We start from the raw sequence: 17,804 nt of genomic DNA, 5'->3' as shown, positions 1-17,804 counted from the left end.
CTTAACGCAAGTTGATGGTGGTGTTCACACCGTCGTTGACGCTGTCGTCATCGAACCAGCGACTGGTGACCGTCTTGGTCTGAGTGTAGAACTGCACCACTTGCTTGCCATACGGACCGAGGTCGCCCAGTTTGGAGCCGCGCGAACCGGTGAAACTGAAGAACGGGACCGGCACTGGAATCGGGATGTTGATACCGACCTGGCCAACGTCGATTTCGGTCTGGAATTTGCGCGCGGCCGCACCGCTTTGGGTGAACAGGCCGGTGCCGTTGCCGAACGGGTTGGCGTTGACCAGTGCGATGGCCTCATCGAGGGTATCGACTTCCAGGACCACCAGCACCGGGCCGAAGATTTCCTGGGTGTAGATTTGCATCTCGGGGGTCACGCCGGAGAACAGGGTCGGGCCGACAAAGTTGCCCTTCTCGAAGCCTGGAACGGTGACGTCGCGACCATCCAGCTCCAGCTTGGCGCCTTCCTTGATGCCGCTCTCAATCAGATCGAGGATCCGCTGTTTGGCTTTTTTCGAGATCACCGGGCCAACGTCAGTGCCCGGCTCGCTGCCGGCATTCACGGTGAGTTTTTGCGCCAGCGCTTTCAGGTCCGGCAACCATTGTTTGGCCGCGCCCACCAGCACCACCACGGACGTGGCCATGCAACGTTGGCCCGCTGCGCCGAAACCGGCGCCAACCAGCGCATTCAGTGCTTGTACGCGATTGGCATCTGGCAGAACCACAGCATGGTTTTTCGCGCCCATCATCGATTGCACACGCTTGCCGTGTTTGCCGGCCAGGTCGTAGACGTGAGTACCGACCGCAGTCGAACCGACGAAGGAAACAGCCTTGATGTCTTTGTGGGTGCAGAGCGCGTCCACCACGTCCTTGCCGCCATGCACCACGTTGAGCACGCCCGCCGGAACACCGGCCTCGATCGCCAGTTCCACCAGCAGCATGGTCGACATCGGGTCCTGTTCGGACGGCTTGAGCACAAAGGTGTTGCCGCAGGCGATGGCCATCGGGAACATCCACAGCGGAATCATCGCCGGGAAGTTGAACGGGGTGATGCCGGCGCAAACGCCGATGGGCTGACGCAGGGTGTAAGTATCGACGCCGCCGGCGACGTTTTCGGCGAACTCACCCATTTGCAGGGTGCCGATGGAGCAAGCGTGTTCGACCACTTCCAGACCGCGGAAGATGTCGCCCTCAGCGTCGGCGATGGTTTTGCCCTGCTCGTTGCTGAGCACCACGGCGATGCGCTTGGAGTGTTCGCGAATCAACGCCTGTAGCTTGAGCATGATGCGCATCCGCGCGCCGATCGGCGTCAGCTTCCAGGTCTGGAAGGCGCGATGAGCGGCGCTGATCGCAGCGTCCACTTCCTGCGCGGTGGCGAACGGAACCTTGGCCAGCACTTGCTGGGTGGCCGGGTTGACGATGTCGTGCCACTCGGTGGTCTGGGACTCGACCCACTCGCCGTCGATCAACAGCTTGACCGTTTGCACAGTGGTTTCGTTTGGCGTGAGCGATGCGTTCATGTTGGGTCTCCGGGACGTTGTTGTTATCTAGAGAACTATCTTGAGAGCCAAGGCGAGAAAGCAGCCTTGAGATGAGGCGTGTGTCGCGAATTGGTTGTCGGACTGTTTTTGGAGTATAGATGTGCAAACTTCTAATAAGAACGCACATAAAAGCCGGTCCATCATGCAAAAAAACATCACGTCGTTAGGCTCATTGAACTGGGATGACCTCAAGTTTTTCCTCGAAGTCGCCCGCACCCGCAAGGCCAGCACGGCGGCCAAGCGCCTGGCGGTGGACTACACCACCGTGTCGCGGCGCATCAGTTCATTGGAAGCCGCATTGGGTACGCTGCTGTTCGAGAAGTCCCGGACCAGCGGTTTTGTCCTGACCACCGAAGGTCAGCGATTGCTCGGTTACGCGGAATCGATTGAGAGCACGCTGCACATGGCCTGCGAACAGGTTTCAGGCTCCGGCGTGGCGCTGTCCGGGCATGTGCGCATGGGTTGCACCGAAGGCTTCGGCAGTTTTTTCATCACCCCGCAGCTGAGCCATTTTGTCGACGCCTACCCGGCGATCTCGGTGGACATCCTGCCGCTGCCGCACTTCATCAGCCTGTCCAAGCGCGAGGCGGACATCGTCATCGCCCTGGAGCGCCCGGAACATGGCCCTTACGTCTGCTGCAAACTCTGCGACTACAAACTGCAGCTTTATGCGACGCAGGATTATCTGGACAAGCACCCGCCGATCCGCCGCCCGGCAGATTTAGGCAAGCATTCATTCATCAGTTATGTCGACGATCTGGCGTTTAGCTCGGAGCTGTTGTACCTGGCGAATGTGTTGCCCGGCGCCAGCGCCAACTTGCGCAGCACCAGCGTGATCGCACAATTCGTGGCGGCGCAGCAAGGACGGTCATTGGCGATTCTGCCGTGCTTCCTCGCGGCGCAGGACTCGCGCTTGCTTCCGGTGTTGCCGGAAGAGATCAACATCACGCGGCAGTTCTGGATGTACTGCCGCGAGGACCTGCGCAAGCTCAAGCGGATCACCCTGTTGTGGGATTACATCCGTTCTGTCACCGAGCAGAATCAGAGTCTGTTGATGGGCGAAAGCCGGGAGATGTTGTTCGCCGACTAATCGGCGCTCACCACGATCGATACCCGGCGGTTTTCGGTGCGGCCAGAGGCGGTGTCGTTCGACGTCACCGGCTGACTGCTGCCAAGACCGCGCAGTTGGATGTTTTCTTCTTTCATGCCCACCGTGGTCAGCACTTTGCCGACGCTTTTCGCGCGACGCAGGGAAAGTTGTTCGTTGTAGGACTCTTTGCCCGAGGCATCCGTGTGACCGTCGACCCGCACTCGCTCGATGCCGACACCCAGCAAGGCCTTGCCGATCTGTTGGACGATCCCGGTACTGGCGGCGTTCAGGCTGTCATCGTCACTGCCAAACAGCACTTTGCCGGATAGACCGAACGCCCAGCCCTCATCGGTCAGCTCGAAGCCTTGCTGTTTGAGTACAGTGATTTGCGCCGGGGTCAGCCCCTTTTGCGGTGCGGTCTGGCACCCGGTCAATGCCAGGACGGCCATGAACAAGGTGATTGCGAAAAATCGCGGGGAACGCTGGGTAATTGAGAACACGGCAATTTAGCTCCTGGTGTGTACGTGGGCGACCGGGTGCTCCGCCCCGGACGTGTGCTGCGCACCTCGGGAAAGGCGCTTGGCCTGGTACATCGCCGCATCGGCGGCATTGAGCAATGCGCCCGGGGTGGCACCATGATCCGGGTACACGGCGATACCGATACTGAGTGAAGTCAGGACCTGGGTATGACCCGGTAACGGGATGGGCTCTTCCATGCTGGCAAGGATCTTGTCAGCGATCCGCTCGGCGTCTTCGGTTTTATGCAGCGGCGTCAGCAACACCGCAAATTCGTCACCACCCAGCCGCGCCACCAGATCCTCTTCACGCAACTGCGCCCGAACCCTGCTGGCGACGGCAACCAGCACTGCGTCGCCGGCGGCATGACCGAAGCTGTCATTGATTTCCTTGAACCGGTCACTGTCGAGAAACAGCACAGCCACGCGCTCATTGAGCTTGTGGGCATTGCGCAGTGCACGCATCAGACGGCCTTCGAAAAACGCCCGGTTTGGCAATCCGGTGAGGCTGTCGTGGCTGGCTTGGTGCGCCAGGGTTTCGTTTTCGCTTTGCAGGTGGGTCTGCCAGGACTCGAGTTCATCGAGCAAGGCATTGAAGTCGTTGCCCAGGTTGTCGAGTTCAGCGATATCGGCGGGTGGCACGCGCCGGTCGAAGGCTCGATCGCTGCGGGCGGCGTGGGCTACGGCGGCCAGGCTTCGCAGAGGCCCCGTGATCCCGCGAAGTTGTCGGCGTGCCAGATAGAGTGCGACCCAGGCGCTGATGGCTGTACACAGAATAATGCCCATCAGGCCGCTGAGCAGAAAACGCATCAAGCTGCCACCGTGACCGGTGAGCTGAATGCTGCCGATTTCCCGACCTTGATGAACGATCGGCATGTCGATGGGTTTTTCCAGAAAGGCTTTGGCGAGCTGCAATTCCAGATCAGAGAGCAAGCCGCTTTCCGGTCGCTGCCAACGGGCCAGTAACCGGCCTTTTTCATCCAGCACCCTGGCGTCAGCGACTTCTTCAGTAGAGGCGATCAATGCCAGGGCCTCAGTGGCAGCGGCTTTATCGTTGAACACCACCGCGGCTTCCACGGTGTAATTGATCGAGCGTGCGATCAGGTGCAGGTTGTGGTCGGCATACACCCGCAACGCCAATACACCCAGCAGTGTCAGCGAGACGCTGGCCATGGCCACGGCGACCAGGGCGACGATCAAATGTCCCCGGCCAATGACCGAGCGCAACGTTGGACGACTACCCGGTTTGAATAGACTCATGGCGCCGCCGGCTTGCGGCGGGACAGTTGCAGCACACTGGGGTGAATGCGCACGCCGCTACGGGCGACGGAATCGAGGTTGACCTCGAAAGATACCTGATCATCAGTGACCCTGAGGCAGAACAGACTGCCGACGGTGCATTGATCATCGCTCTCGCTGATGCTCAACACCGGGCGTCCTGTCAGCGAAGCAAAGAGTTGGCGGCGCTCGTCGTCGGTCAATTTGCCGATGTACACCGCATCGCATTCACCGACGATCGACGGATTGTCGGCCAACAGCCGGCGCACAGTGACGGGCCGGCCGGTGGCTTGGGTTGTGCCCTTGACCAGGTCGTCGGTGTATTCGGTGGGGCCGACCACGCACAGGCGCAGTTGCGCAGGCTCAACAGGCCAGCGCGCATAACTGAGAATCCCGAGGACAACCTGAGTGACCGATCTGGCACGTTGGTCGGCCATGCTCACCGGGGTTTCCGATTGAGCGAACACGACACCGGTCAGCAAGCAGAGGAGCCCCGCGAGCAGCACTTGCTTGCGGCTAACGACGCGCCCTGTCGTCCAGACAGCCACCTTCATGCGGGGGATTCTCTTCGATGTTACGAAATAATGTCGCAACGATAGCATAGCGTTTACCCCCCAGCGAGGCGGTGCACTACGGCACTTCGGACAGTTTCCGGCGTACACGCCAGCCTATCGATGGCTCGGCTCAACCCCATCGTCCAACTCCAGCATCAACCCGCTCAAGCGCTTGACCTTGCGCCGCACGGCCTCCTCAAACACTCCGGCCCGTGGCTCGATCAAGGTGAACCAGTTCTTGGCCCGGGTGATCCCGGTGTAGATCAACTCCTTGGTCAGTACAGGGTTCAGCGCATCCGGCAGAATCAACGCCGTATGGGCAAACTCCGAGCCCTGGGATTTGTGTACGGTCATGGCATAAACCGTCTCGACATCGTTGAGTCGACTCGGTAGAACAAATCGCACGCCACCCTGGCCATCATTGCGCGGGAACGCTACACGCAGTACGTGCTTGCCAGCCTCAGGCCCATCACGTTCCGGCAGTTTGAGGGCAATACCGATATCACCGTTCATCAACCCCAGGCCATAGTCATTACGCGTCATCAATACCGGGCGACCTTCGTACCACTGCTGGTCGCTGTCGATCACTCGAGCCTTGAGCAGCGCGGCGGTTACACGTTGATTCAATCCCTCCACGCCCCATGGCCCTTTGCGTACCGCGCACAACAACTGGAAGGCGTCGAAAGCTTGCAATACCTGACGCGCCCAATCGGTCCAGCGGGAGTCTTCGAGCAGGCTGTCGAGCGGTGGCCGCTGGCTGCGAAGCACACTCAGGTAGTGGCGATAACCTTGCGGTCCGTCGCCATGGCCTTCGAGCAGCAAGTGTTCCAGCGCCCGGTCGTGCTCACCTTTGAGGGGCAGGGAAAACACGTCGGCGTGACTTCGAGCAGCCAGCAACGTGCGGGCTTCCTCCGGTTGCTGCTGATTGACCCATCGCGCCAACTGGCCAATGCCGCTGCCTTCACCGAACCGGCGCGAGTGACGCAGCATCACCACTTGCTGGGCCAGGGGGTGAGTCGCGTCAGTGTCTTCCTGCAAACCGCTGGCCAGCAGGCTTTCACCACTGACCGTCTCCAGCCACTGGCGCGTCTGCGGACTGTACCAACCGGCCTCGGCGTCGCGGCACAAATCACCGAGCACGGCACCGGCCTCCACCGATGCCAGTTGGTCCTTGTCACCGAGCAACACCAGCCGGGCATGAGCCGGCATCGCGTCGAGCAAGTTCGCCATCATCTCCAGGTCAATCATTGAGGCTTCGTCCACCACCAGCACATCCAGCGGCAAGCGATTACCGGCATGGTGACGGAAGTGCCGGGTACCGGGGCGACTGCCAAGCAGGCGGTGCACGGTAGTCACGTCAGAGGGGATCTTGTTTCTTACGTTTTCATCGACTTCCAGCGTCCGGACTTGCTGGCTGATGGATTCTGTCAGCCGTGCCGCCGCTTTACCGGTGGGTGCGGCAAGGCGGATTCGCAACGGTTTGCCGGCCTCCACCGCTGGCGCCTGGAGCAATGCGAGCAACCGCACGACCGTGGTGGTTTTACCGGTCCCCGGGCCGCCGGTGACGATACTGAACGCACTGCGGGTAGCCAAGGCACAGGCGAGTTTCTGCCAATCGATCACTTCGCCGGGCCTGGCTGGACCGAATAAACCAGTGAGTCGCTGGGGCAAGTCGTTCGGCGTTGTTTCGTGTTCAGCCAGGCGCAGGCGAAGGGCGTTGTCGATGCGTCTTTCGTAAACCCAGTAGCGACGCAGGTACAGGCGCTTGCCCGACAACACCAAGGGCCGCGATTGCGCAGCCTCACGACCATCGACCGCCAGAGCCACCAGACGGCTGGACGCCAGGACCTTGCACCAATGGGCGCCATCCAGCGCCTCAAGCAGTTGCGACGGCAACAGCATCGCGCCACTTTGCAGATCGCCTTCGGGTGGCAGCGACAGGGCAAAATCCGGCTCTTTGAGCGTCTCGAACAGGTCCAGGCAGACATGGCCGTGACCCAGTTGGTGGCTGGTCAATGCGGCGGCAAGCAACACCAACGGATCGTCGTCGGGGGCAAGCTCGTGGAGGAAGGCCACGAAGGCTTTGTCCAGCGCCCGCAGCCAGCCGCGTTCGACCCAGCGCGAGAGTAAAAGCAACAAGTCATCGGCACGACTCAGGGGTGCCAGATCCGCCATGGTTTCGGCTGCCAATGACGTGGGCAGCAAATCGGCGAAGGTGCGGCTCATAACAATACTCCCTGTTCCCAGGCGGGTTCGGCCTTGGGTTCTGGCTTGCCCTGGAAGAGCCGATCCAGACGCTCGATCAGCTCTCTGGGCGGACGGGAGAAATAGACGCCCTGGGTGGATGCCCGTGTGCCGCGCAAGAACAAATACAGAGCGCCACCGACATGCCGGTCGTAATCGTAGTCGGCAAGCCGCGCCTTGAGCTGGCGATGCAGGGCCAGCAGGTACAACACGTATTGCAGGTCGTAACGATTATCGAGAATCGACTGCTCCATGGCCTGCTCGGTGTACGCCGCGTCATCAGGGCCCAGCCAGTTGGATTTGTAGTCGGCAACGTAATATCGGCCGTCGTGTTCGAACGTCAAGTCGATGAAACCCTTGAACATGCCGTTGAGCGAGACCGGTTCAGCGGCGACCCGGGCGATGCCGTTGTGGGTGTATTGGCGCACCAGTTCATCCAGCTTGAGCACGTCGACTTTATGGCTGGCGAACCAGAATTCCATCTCGACGCGGTATTGAGTGAGCTGCTCGAACACGACCGGAGGCTGCCCCCCGCCGAGGTGCAACGAAGACTTGAGCAAGTGCTGCAACCAATCACTCAGCGTGGTGATCCAGCCTTCCCAGCCTCGGCGGTTGCAGCGGCGGGCAATGGCATCTTCCACGACTTGTGGTGCAGCAGAAAAACCTTCATCACCGGCCCACTCCAGCAAACCATGGAGAAAGGTGCCGGGGTTGGGGCCGCGGGGGAACCGATGGATATCGGCACCACCGACGGCCACTTCTCGTGGCGCCTGCGGATCGAGACGTTCATCGTCAAAGAGCTTTTGCGCCTGCGGGTTCTCCGGGGCCTCGTCACTGCCTACGCTCAGACTGTCGCCGATACGCAAAGCGCTGTACGAAGCAATCCACCAGTTTTCACTGGCCTTGCGCTTGGGTATCAGCGGCGCAAGCAACGTCGCGTCATTGCGTGGCGGATGGTAATGCTCGGCCGTCGCTGGCGGCATATCACCGTACAGAAGCGCCGGGCAGTCCTGCTGGAGGTCTTCGAGCCAGCGTTTCAAACCTGCGGACTCGGCCAGAGGGGCACCACCGCCGAGCAAGTAACCCAATGCAGAAAGGTGCAGCACCGAGCTGTTGTTATTGCCGCGCTTGAGATCGGTCACACCCAGCCAGCAGGCATGTTGCGCCCGGGTCAGGGCGACATAGAGCAAACGCAGATCCTCCGCCAGACGTTCATCATCGGCGAGGGCGATCAACTCCGCAGTCGGTTTTAAAGTCACCTGCGCCTTGCCGTTTGAATCGTGGTAATGCAGCGGCAAACGGCTGCCATCCACCGGTTTTGCCGAGCAAATGAACGGCAGAAACACCAAGGGATACTCAAGGCCCTTGGACTTGTGAATGGTCACGACCTTAACCAGTTGCTCGTCGCTTTCCAGACGCAGGATCTGTTCTTCGCCGGCCTGACCGGACAACGCCAGATGCTCGGACAAATGACGAATCAGCGCTTGCTCGCCATCAAGCTCCGCAGCGGCTTGTTGCAACAACTCGGACAGGTGCAGCAAGTTAGTCAGTACCCGCTCACCGTCGCTGCGGGCGATCAACGATCGAGGCAACTGGAAGTCATGCAGCAAGCGCCGCAACATGGGCAGCACGCCTTGCTTGCGCCACAGCTCGCGATAACCGCGGAACTGCATGACCCGCGCTTCCCAGGCCAGTTCGTCCTGATTCAGCCGCTCCAGTTCCGCCAGGGAAAGGTTCAGCGTGATGCTGGCCAATGCGGCTCGCAGCGGTCGCTCGACATCCGGCTCGGCACAGGCTTTGAGCCAGGTCAGCAGGTCGTGGGCTTCTTGAGCGGCGAACACCGAATCCTTGTCCGACAGATAAACGCTGCGCACCCCGCGTGCAGACAGTTCGCCCCGCACGGCCTGGGCCTCTTTGCCGTCGCGAACCAGAATCGCGATGTCCGCGGGTAGCAGGCCCCGGAAGTCCATGTCCTTCTCAATGAAACCTGCCCGACCTTCCTGGCCACCATTAAGTAACGCGGTGATTTCACTGGCGCACGCGGCGGCGAGTTTTTGTCGGTATTCCACGCCGGACAGCGGCTGATCGGCGGACAGGTGCCAGATGTTCAGAGCCGGCACGAACTGGCCATCGATGTGCAGAACTTCTTTGCGCCCTTGGGACTCGACGGGCAGGAACGGTACCGGGTTCTCACCGTTCTTTTCACGAAACAGAAACGCGCCGCGCCCCAGCTCACGAGACTCCGCGCGCTCGAACACATGGTTCACCGCATTGACCATGCCATGGCTGGAACGGAAATTCGTACCCAGGGTATGCAGACGGCCGGCGGTGGCCTGGCGGGCTCGCAAGTAGGTGTAGATGTCGGCGCCGCGAAAGGCGTAGATCGCTTGCTTGGGATCGCCGATCAGAAACAGGCCGCCTTCAGGGTTGTTGTCTTCGATGCGATAGATGCTTTCGAAAATCCGGTACTGCACCGGGTCGGTGTCCTGGAACTCATCGATCAGCGCCACCGGAAACTGTTCGCGGATCAAGGTCGCCAAGCGTTCACCACCCTTGGATTGCAACGCCGCATCGAGGCGCAGCAACATGTCGTCGAAGCCCATTTCCGCGCGGCGGCGTTTTTCTTCTTCGAACCGTGCCCCGACCCATTGCGCAGCATGTTGCAGAACGGCCGCGTCGGGGGTTGGCAAGCCGTCGAGGCTGGCCTTGAGCCCGGGCATGGCGTCCAGCCCCGGATGACTGGGGGCGGCGCCTTTCCAGGCTAAGGCCATGCCGTCAGGCGTCAGGCGAGCGAAGCCCGTGCCGATATCCAGTTGCTCAAGGGATTCATCTTCGGCCCATGCTTTGAGCTTTTCGAACCAGGGTTCGAAATAACGTGCCTGCATCTTTCGACCATCGACACTTTTGCTCGCAACACCTTGGTGACAGATGGCAAGCAGTTCGCCCGCCCATTGGCGCCAGGGCATCTTGAGTTCGAGCAAGGCCAGTCGCCGTTCCTGCAAGCACTCGGCGATCAGCTCGGCAGGCTCCTTGCCTTCAGTGCTGTCACGCTCACTGGCGAATAAACTACGTACTCGCGGTAATAACGCCGCTGGCCCTCCCCAATTACCCCGCACCCAGTTCAGCGCATCACCTTGCATCGGATAGCAGAACAGCCGCCAGTAATCACGCAGGACTTCACCCAGCAAGTCGCTGTGATCGGTTTCCAGGGTCTGGGTAAACAGGCTGCCACTGTCAAACGCGTGCTCACGCAACATGCGCTGGCACCAACTGTGAATGGTCGAGACGGCGGCTTCATCCATCCACTGCGCGGCAATGTCCAGACGGTTTGCACAGCCGGACCACTGTTCCGGGAGGTACTGGTCACGCAACTCCGCGATGAGGCTATCGGGTGCCTGGGTCTCGTCACGAAAGTATCGGGCCGCTTCGGCCAGTCGGGTACGAATACGCTCGCGCAGCTCTTTGGTCGCGGCATCAGTGAACGTGACCACGAGGATTTGCGGCGGCAAGAGTTCACGCCCAAACCCACTCGATTCGCCACCGTGACCAAGGACCAGACGCAAGTACAGCGCAGAAATGGTGAACGTCTTGCCGGTACCGGCGCTGGCTTCGATCAGTTGGCTGCCGCTCAGGGGAAAAGCCAGGGCCAGCGGTGTTTTCGTGGTCATGAACGCGCCTCCTCGCTGGTCAATGAACGCCAGGGGGCTTCAAGCATCGGTTTGTACAAAGCGTTGCACCAATCGGGGAAAGTCTCCTCGGCGGTCAGCGCGTCGTAATCAGCGAACTGTCGTGCCAGTGCCGGACTTTCGCGGCGTTCGCCGTCGGTGGTTTGACCGTCGCCTTCATAGGCCTTGCGAGCAGCGGCGTCGGCTTTGGCCGGGTCAGTTTGAGAGAGCCACGCGAAGGCGGTTTTCACGGCAATCGGCAGGGGTTGGCGCATGCCGGTTTGCCATGCTTGCAACAGGTTACTCAAGGCATGACGTGCAGCGCCCTGCTCCAAAGGGGCCAGTAGCAGACTGTCGTCACTGGCGACCAGCGCGGTGGTCATCGACATGCCGCTGGCGCAAGCGACCAGGTGATTGACCCAAGGTCGCGTCAGCCGATGCCACTTGCGGGTCTTGATCGAACCAATGCTGTTGGGAATCGTGGTAATCGACAACAGGCCGCCATCCGCACGTTGGTGCAGGCCACTGAGCCAGCCTTCCAGGCGCAGGCCTTCCAGTTCCAGATTCACAGGCAACGCACTAGTCAGCGGCGTTGGCCACAACGCAAGGAGTTGTTGATAACGCTGCAACAGATCTGGCAGCGGCTCGATCAACTCTCGCTGCAGGCATTCGCCGAAACCGGCCATGGGCAAGAGCCCGCTGTTTTGCAGACGCGTTGCCTGGGCCTCAAGCGCATGATCGACGTGATCCAGTTGCCCGAGCGCCGCTTCGAGCAAACTGTCACTGAGGCTATAGCGTTGGAGAGCGTCGAGTACGAAGGGCTCTTCGTCGGCCAAGGGGGCTTCAGCCGCTTCGAAGAACACCTTGAGTCGCTGACTGAAAAAATGTCGCACGGGATTGCGCAGGAAATCCTGCAATTGACCGAGGCTCAGCGGCTCTTCCTGAACATAGGCATCAAGGGGCTTGATGCCCGTTGCCTGTTCACTGGCTTGATGAAGCACCTGCCACTCGCTTGCGAAACTGAACAAGTCATTACCTTCATGAAAATAGCGTGCGCTGAAGGGTTGCAGCGGGTGTTCCTGAGTCACCGATTCCAGCAGTTTTTCACTGTCGACCTGTAATCGCCAACCACCGGCAAGATGATCGCGCAGTTGACCAATCAGTACCGAGGCTGGGCGCTCGCTATTGTCCCGAATACTACGGCCGACCCAACTGATATAGAGTTGGTCACGTGCCGACAACAGGGCTTCCAACAAGAGATAGCGATCATCCTCGCGCCGGGAACGATCACCCGGGCGGTAATCGCTGCCCATGAGATCAAAGTCCAGCGGCGGTTGTGCACGCGGGTAATCTCCGTCATTCATCCCGAGCAGACAGACGAGTTTGAAGGGGATCGCCCGCATCGGCATCAAGGTGCAGAAGTTGACGGCTCCGGCCAGAAAACGCTGGGACAGCCGGCCCTGGTCGAGGCCTGCCAGCCAGGCTTCACGGACCACGGTCAAGGGCAGCTCATCATGCAAGCCCACTGATTCGCAGGTCTCGAGCCAGGTTTCCCGCAGTTCTTCGAGTTGACCCAGCAAGTAGTCGTCATGTTCATTGCTGGCCTGGAAGAACAACTGCACCAAAGCTTGCATCCTGACGCCCCATTGCTTAGGCGGTGCAGGTTGAGTCAGTTCCTGATGGGCAATCTCCAACGCGTCCAGCAGTGCAACCAAAGGACCGATGAGCGCCGCATCCAGACCGCCAATCTCGTCGTAAGGCTCAATGCCTTCGCAAGCAGCGGCGCTGCCGACGGCATAACCAAGCAGCATCCGGCGCAGGCCAAAACGCCAACTGTTTTGCTCCAGTTCTTGAGGCAAACCCAGACCCGCGCGCTGCTCGGCATTCATTCCCCAGCGAATACCAGCGCCTTCGATCCAGCGATGCAGGGTGGGCAGGTCACGTTCCTCGACACCGAAGCGAGCGCGCAGTGCAGGAACATCCAGCAAATCGAGGATCTCACTGACGGGGAAACGGCTGTCGGGCAGTTTGAGTAGATGTTCGACAGCAATCAGCAGTGGATCACGACCGCGCTGGCCTTGATCCGCCAGTGTAAAGGGGATGAAGCGCGGATCGAAGCGATCAAGTTGACCGAAGACTGCACGGATATGCGGAGCGTAGCTGTCGATGTCCGGAACCATCACGATTATGTCGCGAGGCTTCAAGTCTGGATCGGCACTGAAGCGTGCGAGCAACTGATCGTGGAGGATTTCCACTTCGCGCTGGGCGCTATGGGCGATGTGGAAACGAATGGATTCGTCCTGATTGAGATCGACAGGCGGCCAGAGTTCGCGGGTTTCATTCAAGGGGCGCAGTTCAAGGATGTCGTCCTGCAACTGGTTGAGCATGGTCTGTGGCTGGCTATCACTGAACAAGTCGATGCGCCCATCACGGAATGCCGAGCGGTAGCTGTTGGGATCGTCGTAGCTGTCGAGCAGATTGATGTAGTCCCGCCCCTGCTTGCCCCATGCCGCCAATAGCGGATGTGCATGTTGGTGAAGGGTTTGCGGATCAAGCACGACAGGCATTCCGCTCTTGCGAGCCTGGCGCTTGTATTGATGCCGCAGAAGGTCTTTATCGGCGACGATGTCTGCCCAATGATGACGACATGGGTTGTGTACGCAAAGCAGAACCTGGCTGAATCGCGCCAGTCCGGCGAGAGCTTCGAGCGCTTGCGCCGGGAGAGAGGAGATCCCGAAAACGATGACCCGGGAAGGTAATCCGCTGGGGGCCACGTCGAGGCTGTTGATGCGCTCGATGAACCGTTGATGAACACCGGCACGGCTTTGCGCCATGCCTTGCTCACCCACATCCAGCAACAGAGCCCGCCATAACTCTGCCTGCCAGCAGTTGGCTGGGGTCAGGGGCTTGGCTTCGCCTCGGCCGTTTCGCAATTGATGACGACCGTCCGCCCAGTCTTCGAGCCAGTCGGCCCGGTATACCTGGTATTGGTCGAACAGATCAGCCAGCCGCTCGGACAGTTGGTAGCGTTTGCGCAGGTCAGTGTCATTGGTAAGGAAGCGTTGCAGCGGTTCGAAGTGCGGTTGATTGATCAACTGGGGAAGCAGACGCATCAGACGCCAGGTGAGTGGAGCTTTATCGAGCAGGGATTTGACCGGAATTTCATCACGACCCAGAACCATGCGATAGAGCTGCCACATGAAGCTGCCTGGGAGTTGAACGTCGATGGCTGCCGCAATGCCGCAGCCACCCATGTCGTCTTCTTCAGGGTCTTCAGCCAGAGCCAGTTTCAGCCACTGGGCGATGCCGTTGCTCTGTACCAGGGCGATTTCATTTTCCAAGGGAGCCAGCGGGTAGCGGCGCATCCAGCTGACCACCAGACTGCGCAACTCGTCCAGGCGGTTACCGTGAACCACCATAAAACCAGCACTGAGGGACGTCGCGTCCGGCATAAAGGCTTCCTTGGAAAAATACAAAAGCTAGGGCCGAACCTTAGCATTGTCGGGAGACTGTGACAGCCGGGAGCCGTCCGATGTTGCTGTACGAACTTTCCTGCGGACAAAACAAAACCCCTACCTGCATACGCAGATAGGGGTTTCGGAATTTAATCTTGACGATGACCTACTCTCACATGGGGAAACCCCACACTACCATCGGCGATGCATCGTTTCACTGCTGAGTTCGGGATGGGATCAGGTGGTTCCAATGCTCTATGGTCGTCAAGAAATTCGGTAGCCAGGTCGCTTGCCTTACGGCGCACGCTCCAGCGAATGGGTATGTGATAGATCTCGGTGTTTGTGAACAATCGAACTTTCGGTTCATTTCGTCTTCACACACCGCAATCTGGTGCCTTTTCAGGTCAGCAAATTGCTTGGGTGTTATATGGTCAAGCCTCACGGGCAATTAGTATTGGTTAGCTCAACGCCTCACAGCGCTTACACACCCAACCTATCAACGTCGTAGTCTTCGACGGCCCTTCAGGGGACTCAAGGTCCCAGTGAGATCTCATCTTGAGGCTAGTTTCCCGCTTAGATGCTTTCAGCGGTTATCTATTCCGAACATAGCTACCCGGCAATGCCACTGGCGTGACAACCGGAACACCAGAGGTTCGTCCACTCCGGTCCTCTCGTACTAGGAGCAGCCCCTCTCAAATCTCAAACGTCCACGGCAGATAGGGACCGAACTGTCTCACGACGTTCTAAACCCAGCTCGCGTACCACTTTAAATGGCGAACAGCCATACCCTTGGGACCGGCTTCAGCCCCAGGATGTGATGAGCCGACATCGAGGTGCCAAACACCGCCGTCGATATGAACTCTTGGGCGGTATCAGCCTGTTATCCCCGGAGTACCTTTTATCCGTTGAGCGATGGCCCTTCCATACAGAACCACCGGATCACTAAGACCTACTTTCGTACCTGCTCGACGTGTCTGTCTCGCAGTCAAGCGCGCTTTTGCCTTTATACTCTACGACCGATTTCCGACCGGTCTGAGCGCACCTTCGTACTCCTCCGTTACTCTTTAGGAGGAGACCGCCCCAGTCAAACTACCCACCATACACTGTCCTCGATCCGGATAACGGACCTGAGTTAGAACCTCAAAGTTGCCAGGGTGGTATTTCAAGGTTGGCTCCACGCGAACTGGCGTCCACGCTTCAAAGCCTCCCACCTATCCTACACAAGCAAATTCAAAGTCCAGTGCAAAGCTATAGTAAAGGTTCACGGGGTCTTTCCGTCTAGCCGCGGATACACTGCATCTTCACAGCGATTTCAATTTCACTGAGTCTCGGGTGGAGACAGCGCCGCCATCGTTACGCCATTCGTGCAGGTCGGAACTTACCCGACAAGGAATTTCGCTACCTTAGGACCGTTATAGTTACGGCCGCCGTTTACCGGGGCTTCGATCAAGAGCTTCGCGTTAGCTAACCCCATCAATTAACCTTCCGGCACCGGGCAGGCGTCACACCCTATACGTCCACTTTCGTGTTTGCAGAGTGCTGTGTTTTTAATAAACAGTCGCAGCGGCCTGGTATCTTCGACCGGCATGGGCTTACGCAGTAAATGCTTCACCCTCACCGGCGCACCTTCTCCCGAAGTTACGGTGCCATTTTGCCTAGTTCCTTCACCCGAGTTCTCTCAAGCGCCTTGGTATTCTCTACCCAACCACCTGTGTCGGTTTGGGGTACGGTTCCTGGTTACCTGAAGCTTAGAAGCTTTTCTTGGAAGCATGGCATCAACCACTTCGTGTTCTAAAAGAACACTCGTCATCAGCTCTCGGCCTTAGAATCCCGGATTTACCTAAGATTCCAGCCTACCACCTTAAACTTGGACAACCAACGCCAAGCTGGCCTAGCCTTCTCCGTCCCTCCATCGCAATAACCAGAAGTACAGGAATATTAACCTGTTTTCCATCGACTACGCTTTTCAGCCTCGCCTTAGGGACCGACTAACCCTGCGTCGATTAACGTTGCGCAGGAAACCTTGGTCTTTCGGCGTGGGTGTTTTTCACACCCATTGTCGTTACTCATGTCAGCATTCGCACTTCTGATACCTCCAGCAAGCTTCTCAACTCACCTTCACAGGCTTACAGAACGCTCCTCTACCGCATCACCTAAGTGATACCCGTAGCTTCGGTGTATGGTTTGAGCCCCGTTACATCTTCCGCGCAGGCCGACTCGACTAGTGAGCTATTACGCTTTCTTTAAAGGGTGGCTGCTTCTAAGCCAACCTCCTAGCTGTCTAAGCCTTCCCACATCGTTTCCCACTTAACCATAACTTTGGGACCTTAGCTGACGGTCTGGGTTGTTTCCCTTTTCACGACGGACGTTAGCACCCGCCGTGTGTCTCCCATGCTCGGCACTTGTAGGTATTCGGAGTTTGCATCGGTTTGGTAAGTCGGGATGACCCCCTAGCCGAAACAGTGCTCTACCCCCTACAGTGATACATGAGGCGCTACCTAAATAGCTTTCGAGGAGAACCAGCTATCTCCGAGCTTGATTAGCCTTTCACTCCGATCCACAGGTCATCCGCTAACTTTTCAACGGTAGTCGGTTCGGTCCTCCAGTTAGTGTTACCCAACCTTCAACCTGCCCATGGATAGATCGCCCGGTTTCGGGTCTATTCCCAGCGACTAGACGCCCTATTAAGACTCGCTTTCGCTACGCCTCCCCTATTCGGTTAAGCTCGCCACTGAAAATAAGTCGCTGACCCATTATACAAAAGGTACGCAGTCACCCAACAAAGTGGGCTCCCACTGCTTGTACGCATACGGTTTCAGGATCTATTTCACTCCCCTCTCCGGGGTTCTTTTCGCCTTTCCCTCACGGTACTAGTTCACTATCGGTCAGTCAGTAGTATTTAGCCTTGGAGGATGGTCCCCCCATATTCAGACAAAGTTTCTCGTGCTCCGTCCTACTCGATTTCATGACTAAGAGATTTTCGCGTACAGGGCTATCACCCACTATGGCCGCACTTTCCAGAGCGTTCCGCTAATCTCAAAGCCACTTAAGGGCTAGTCCCCGTTCGCTCGCCACTACTAAGGGAATCTCGGTTGATTTCTTTTCCTCAGGGTACTTAGATGTTTCAGTTCCCCTGGTTCGCCTCTTAAGCCTATGTATTCAGCTTAAGATAACCATCTTATGATGGCTGGGTTCCCCCATTCAGACATCTCCGGATCAAAGTCTGTTTGCCGACTCCCCGAAGCTTTTCGCAGGCTACCACGTCTTTCATCGCCTCTGACTGCCAAGGCATCCACCGTATGCGCTTCTTCACTTGACCATATAACCCCAAGCAATCTGGTTATACTGTGAAGACGACATTCGCCGAAAATTCGATAATACTCAATTAAGAGCAACTCACAAATTTTACCTTAGCCTGATCCGTTACCAGTGAAAGTAACGTCCAGTCTATCTT

8 protein-coding genes and 2 rRNA genes are annotated in these 17,804 nt (G+C 58.4%); 1 reads left to right on the top strand and 9 read right to left on the bottom strand.

Going from position 1 to position 17,804, the window contains the following annotated elements:
• Position 1: 1 nt before the first annotated feature.
• Positions 2–1,528 (bottom strand): CoA-acylating methylmalonate-semialdehyde dehydrogenase, encoded by a 1,527-nt coding sequence (locus RHP74_RS03890; protein ID WP_010463738.1) that lies wholly within the window; start codon positions 1,526–1,528, stop codon positions 2–4.
• Between the two features lie 163 nt (positions 1,529–1,691).
• Here RHP74_RS03890 and RHP74_RS03885 point away from each other — a divergent pair, with 163 nt between their 5' ends.
• Positions 1,692–2,639, top strand: coding sequence for a LysR family transcriptional regulator (locus RHP74_RS03885; RefSeq protein WP_010463739.1), 948 nt, complete (start codon positions 1,692–1,694; stop codon positions 2,637–2,639).
• On the opposite strand, the gene RHP74_RS03880 is transcribed toward RHP74_RS03885, so the two are convergent.
• The 8 genes from RHP74_RS03880 to RHP74_RS03845 all read right to left on the bottom strand — a co-directional run bounded on the left by RHP74_RS03880 (position 2,636) and on the right by RHP74_RS03845 (position 17,669).
• Complete coding sequence (locus RHP74_RS03880; RefSeq protein ID WP_010463740.1) at positions 2,636–3,139, bottom strand: OmpA family protein; 504 nt, start codon at positions 3,137–3,139, stop codon at positions 2,636–2,638. The genes RHP74_RS03885 and RHP74_RS03880 overlap by 4 nt on opposite strands.
• A 6-nt stretch (positions 3,140–3,145) precedes the next feature.
• Complete coding sequence (locus RHP74_RS03875; RefSeq protein WP_145309835.1) at positions 3,146–4,414, bottom strand: diguanylate cyclase domain-containing protein; 1,269 nt, start codon at positions 4,412–4,414, stop codon at positions 3,146–3,148.
• Positions 4,411–4,986, bottom strand: a complete 576-nt coding sequence (locus RHP74_RS03870; RefSeq protein ID WP_010463742.1) for a YfiR family protein — start codon at positions 4,984–4,986, stop codon at positions 4,411–4,413. Before RHP74_RS03870 ends, RHP74_RS03875 begins: the two co-directional genes overlap by 4 nt.
• Positions 4,987–5,100: 114 nt before the next feature.
• On the bottom strand, positions 5,101–7,212 hold the full coding sequence (recD, locus tag RHP74_RS03865; RefSeq protein ID WP_102595236.1) for an exodeoxyribonuclease V subunit alpha: 2,112 nt from the start codon (positions 7,210–7,212) through the stop codon (positions 5,101–5,103).
• Complete coding sequence (gene recB / locus RHP74_RS03860; protein ID WP_311097919.1) at positions 7,209–10,898, bottom strand: exodeoxyribonuclease V subunit beta; 3,690 nt, start codon at positions 10,896–10,898, stop codon at positions 7,209–7,211. Before recB ends, recD begins: the two co-directional genes overlap by 4 nt.
• Positions 10,895–14,347, bottom strand: coding sequence for an exodeoxyribonuclease V subunit gamma (recC, locus tag RHP74_RS03855; protein WP_311097917.1), 3,453 nt, complete (start codon positions 14,345–14,347; stop codon positions 10,895–10,897). The genes recB and recC overlap by 4 nt, the downstream gene beginning before the upstream one ends.
• A gap of 156 nt (positions 14,348–14,503) precedes the next feature.
• Positions 14,504–14,619: ribosomal RNA gene (rrf, locus tag RHP74_RS03850) — 5S ribosomal RNA — on the bottom strand.
• A gap of 158 nt (positions 14,620–14,777) precedes the next feature.
• Positions 14,778–17,669 (bottom strand): 23S ribosomal RNA (locus tag RHP74_RS03845).
• Positions 17,670–17,804: the final 135 nt, after the last annotated feature.

Origin of the sequence: Pseudomonas sp. SG20052 (assembly GCF_031766055.1) — a bacterium.
GTDB lineage: Bacteria > Pseudomonadota > Gammaproteobacteria > Pseudomonadales > Pseudomonadaceae > Aquipseudomonas > Aquipseudomonas mandelii.
This window is presented reverse-complemented; position numbering and strand designations above follow the sequence as displayed.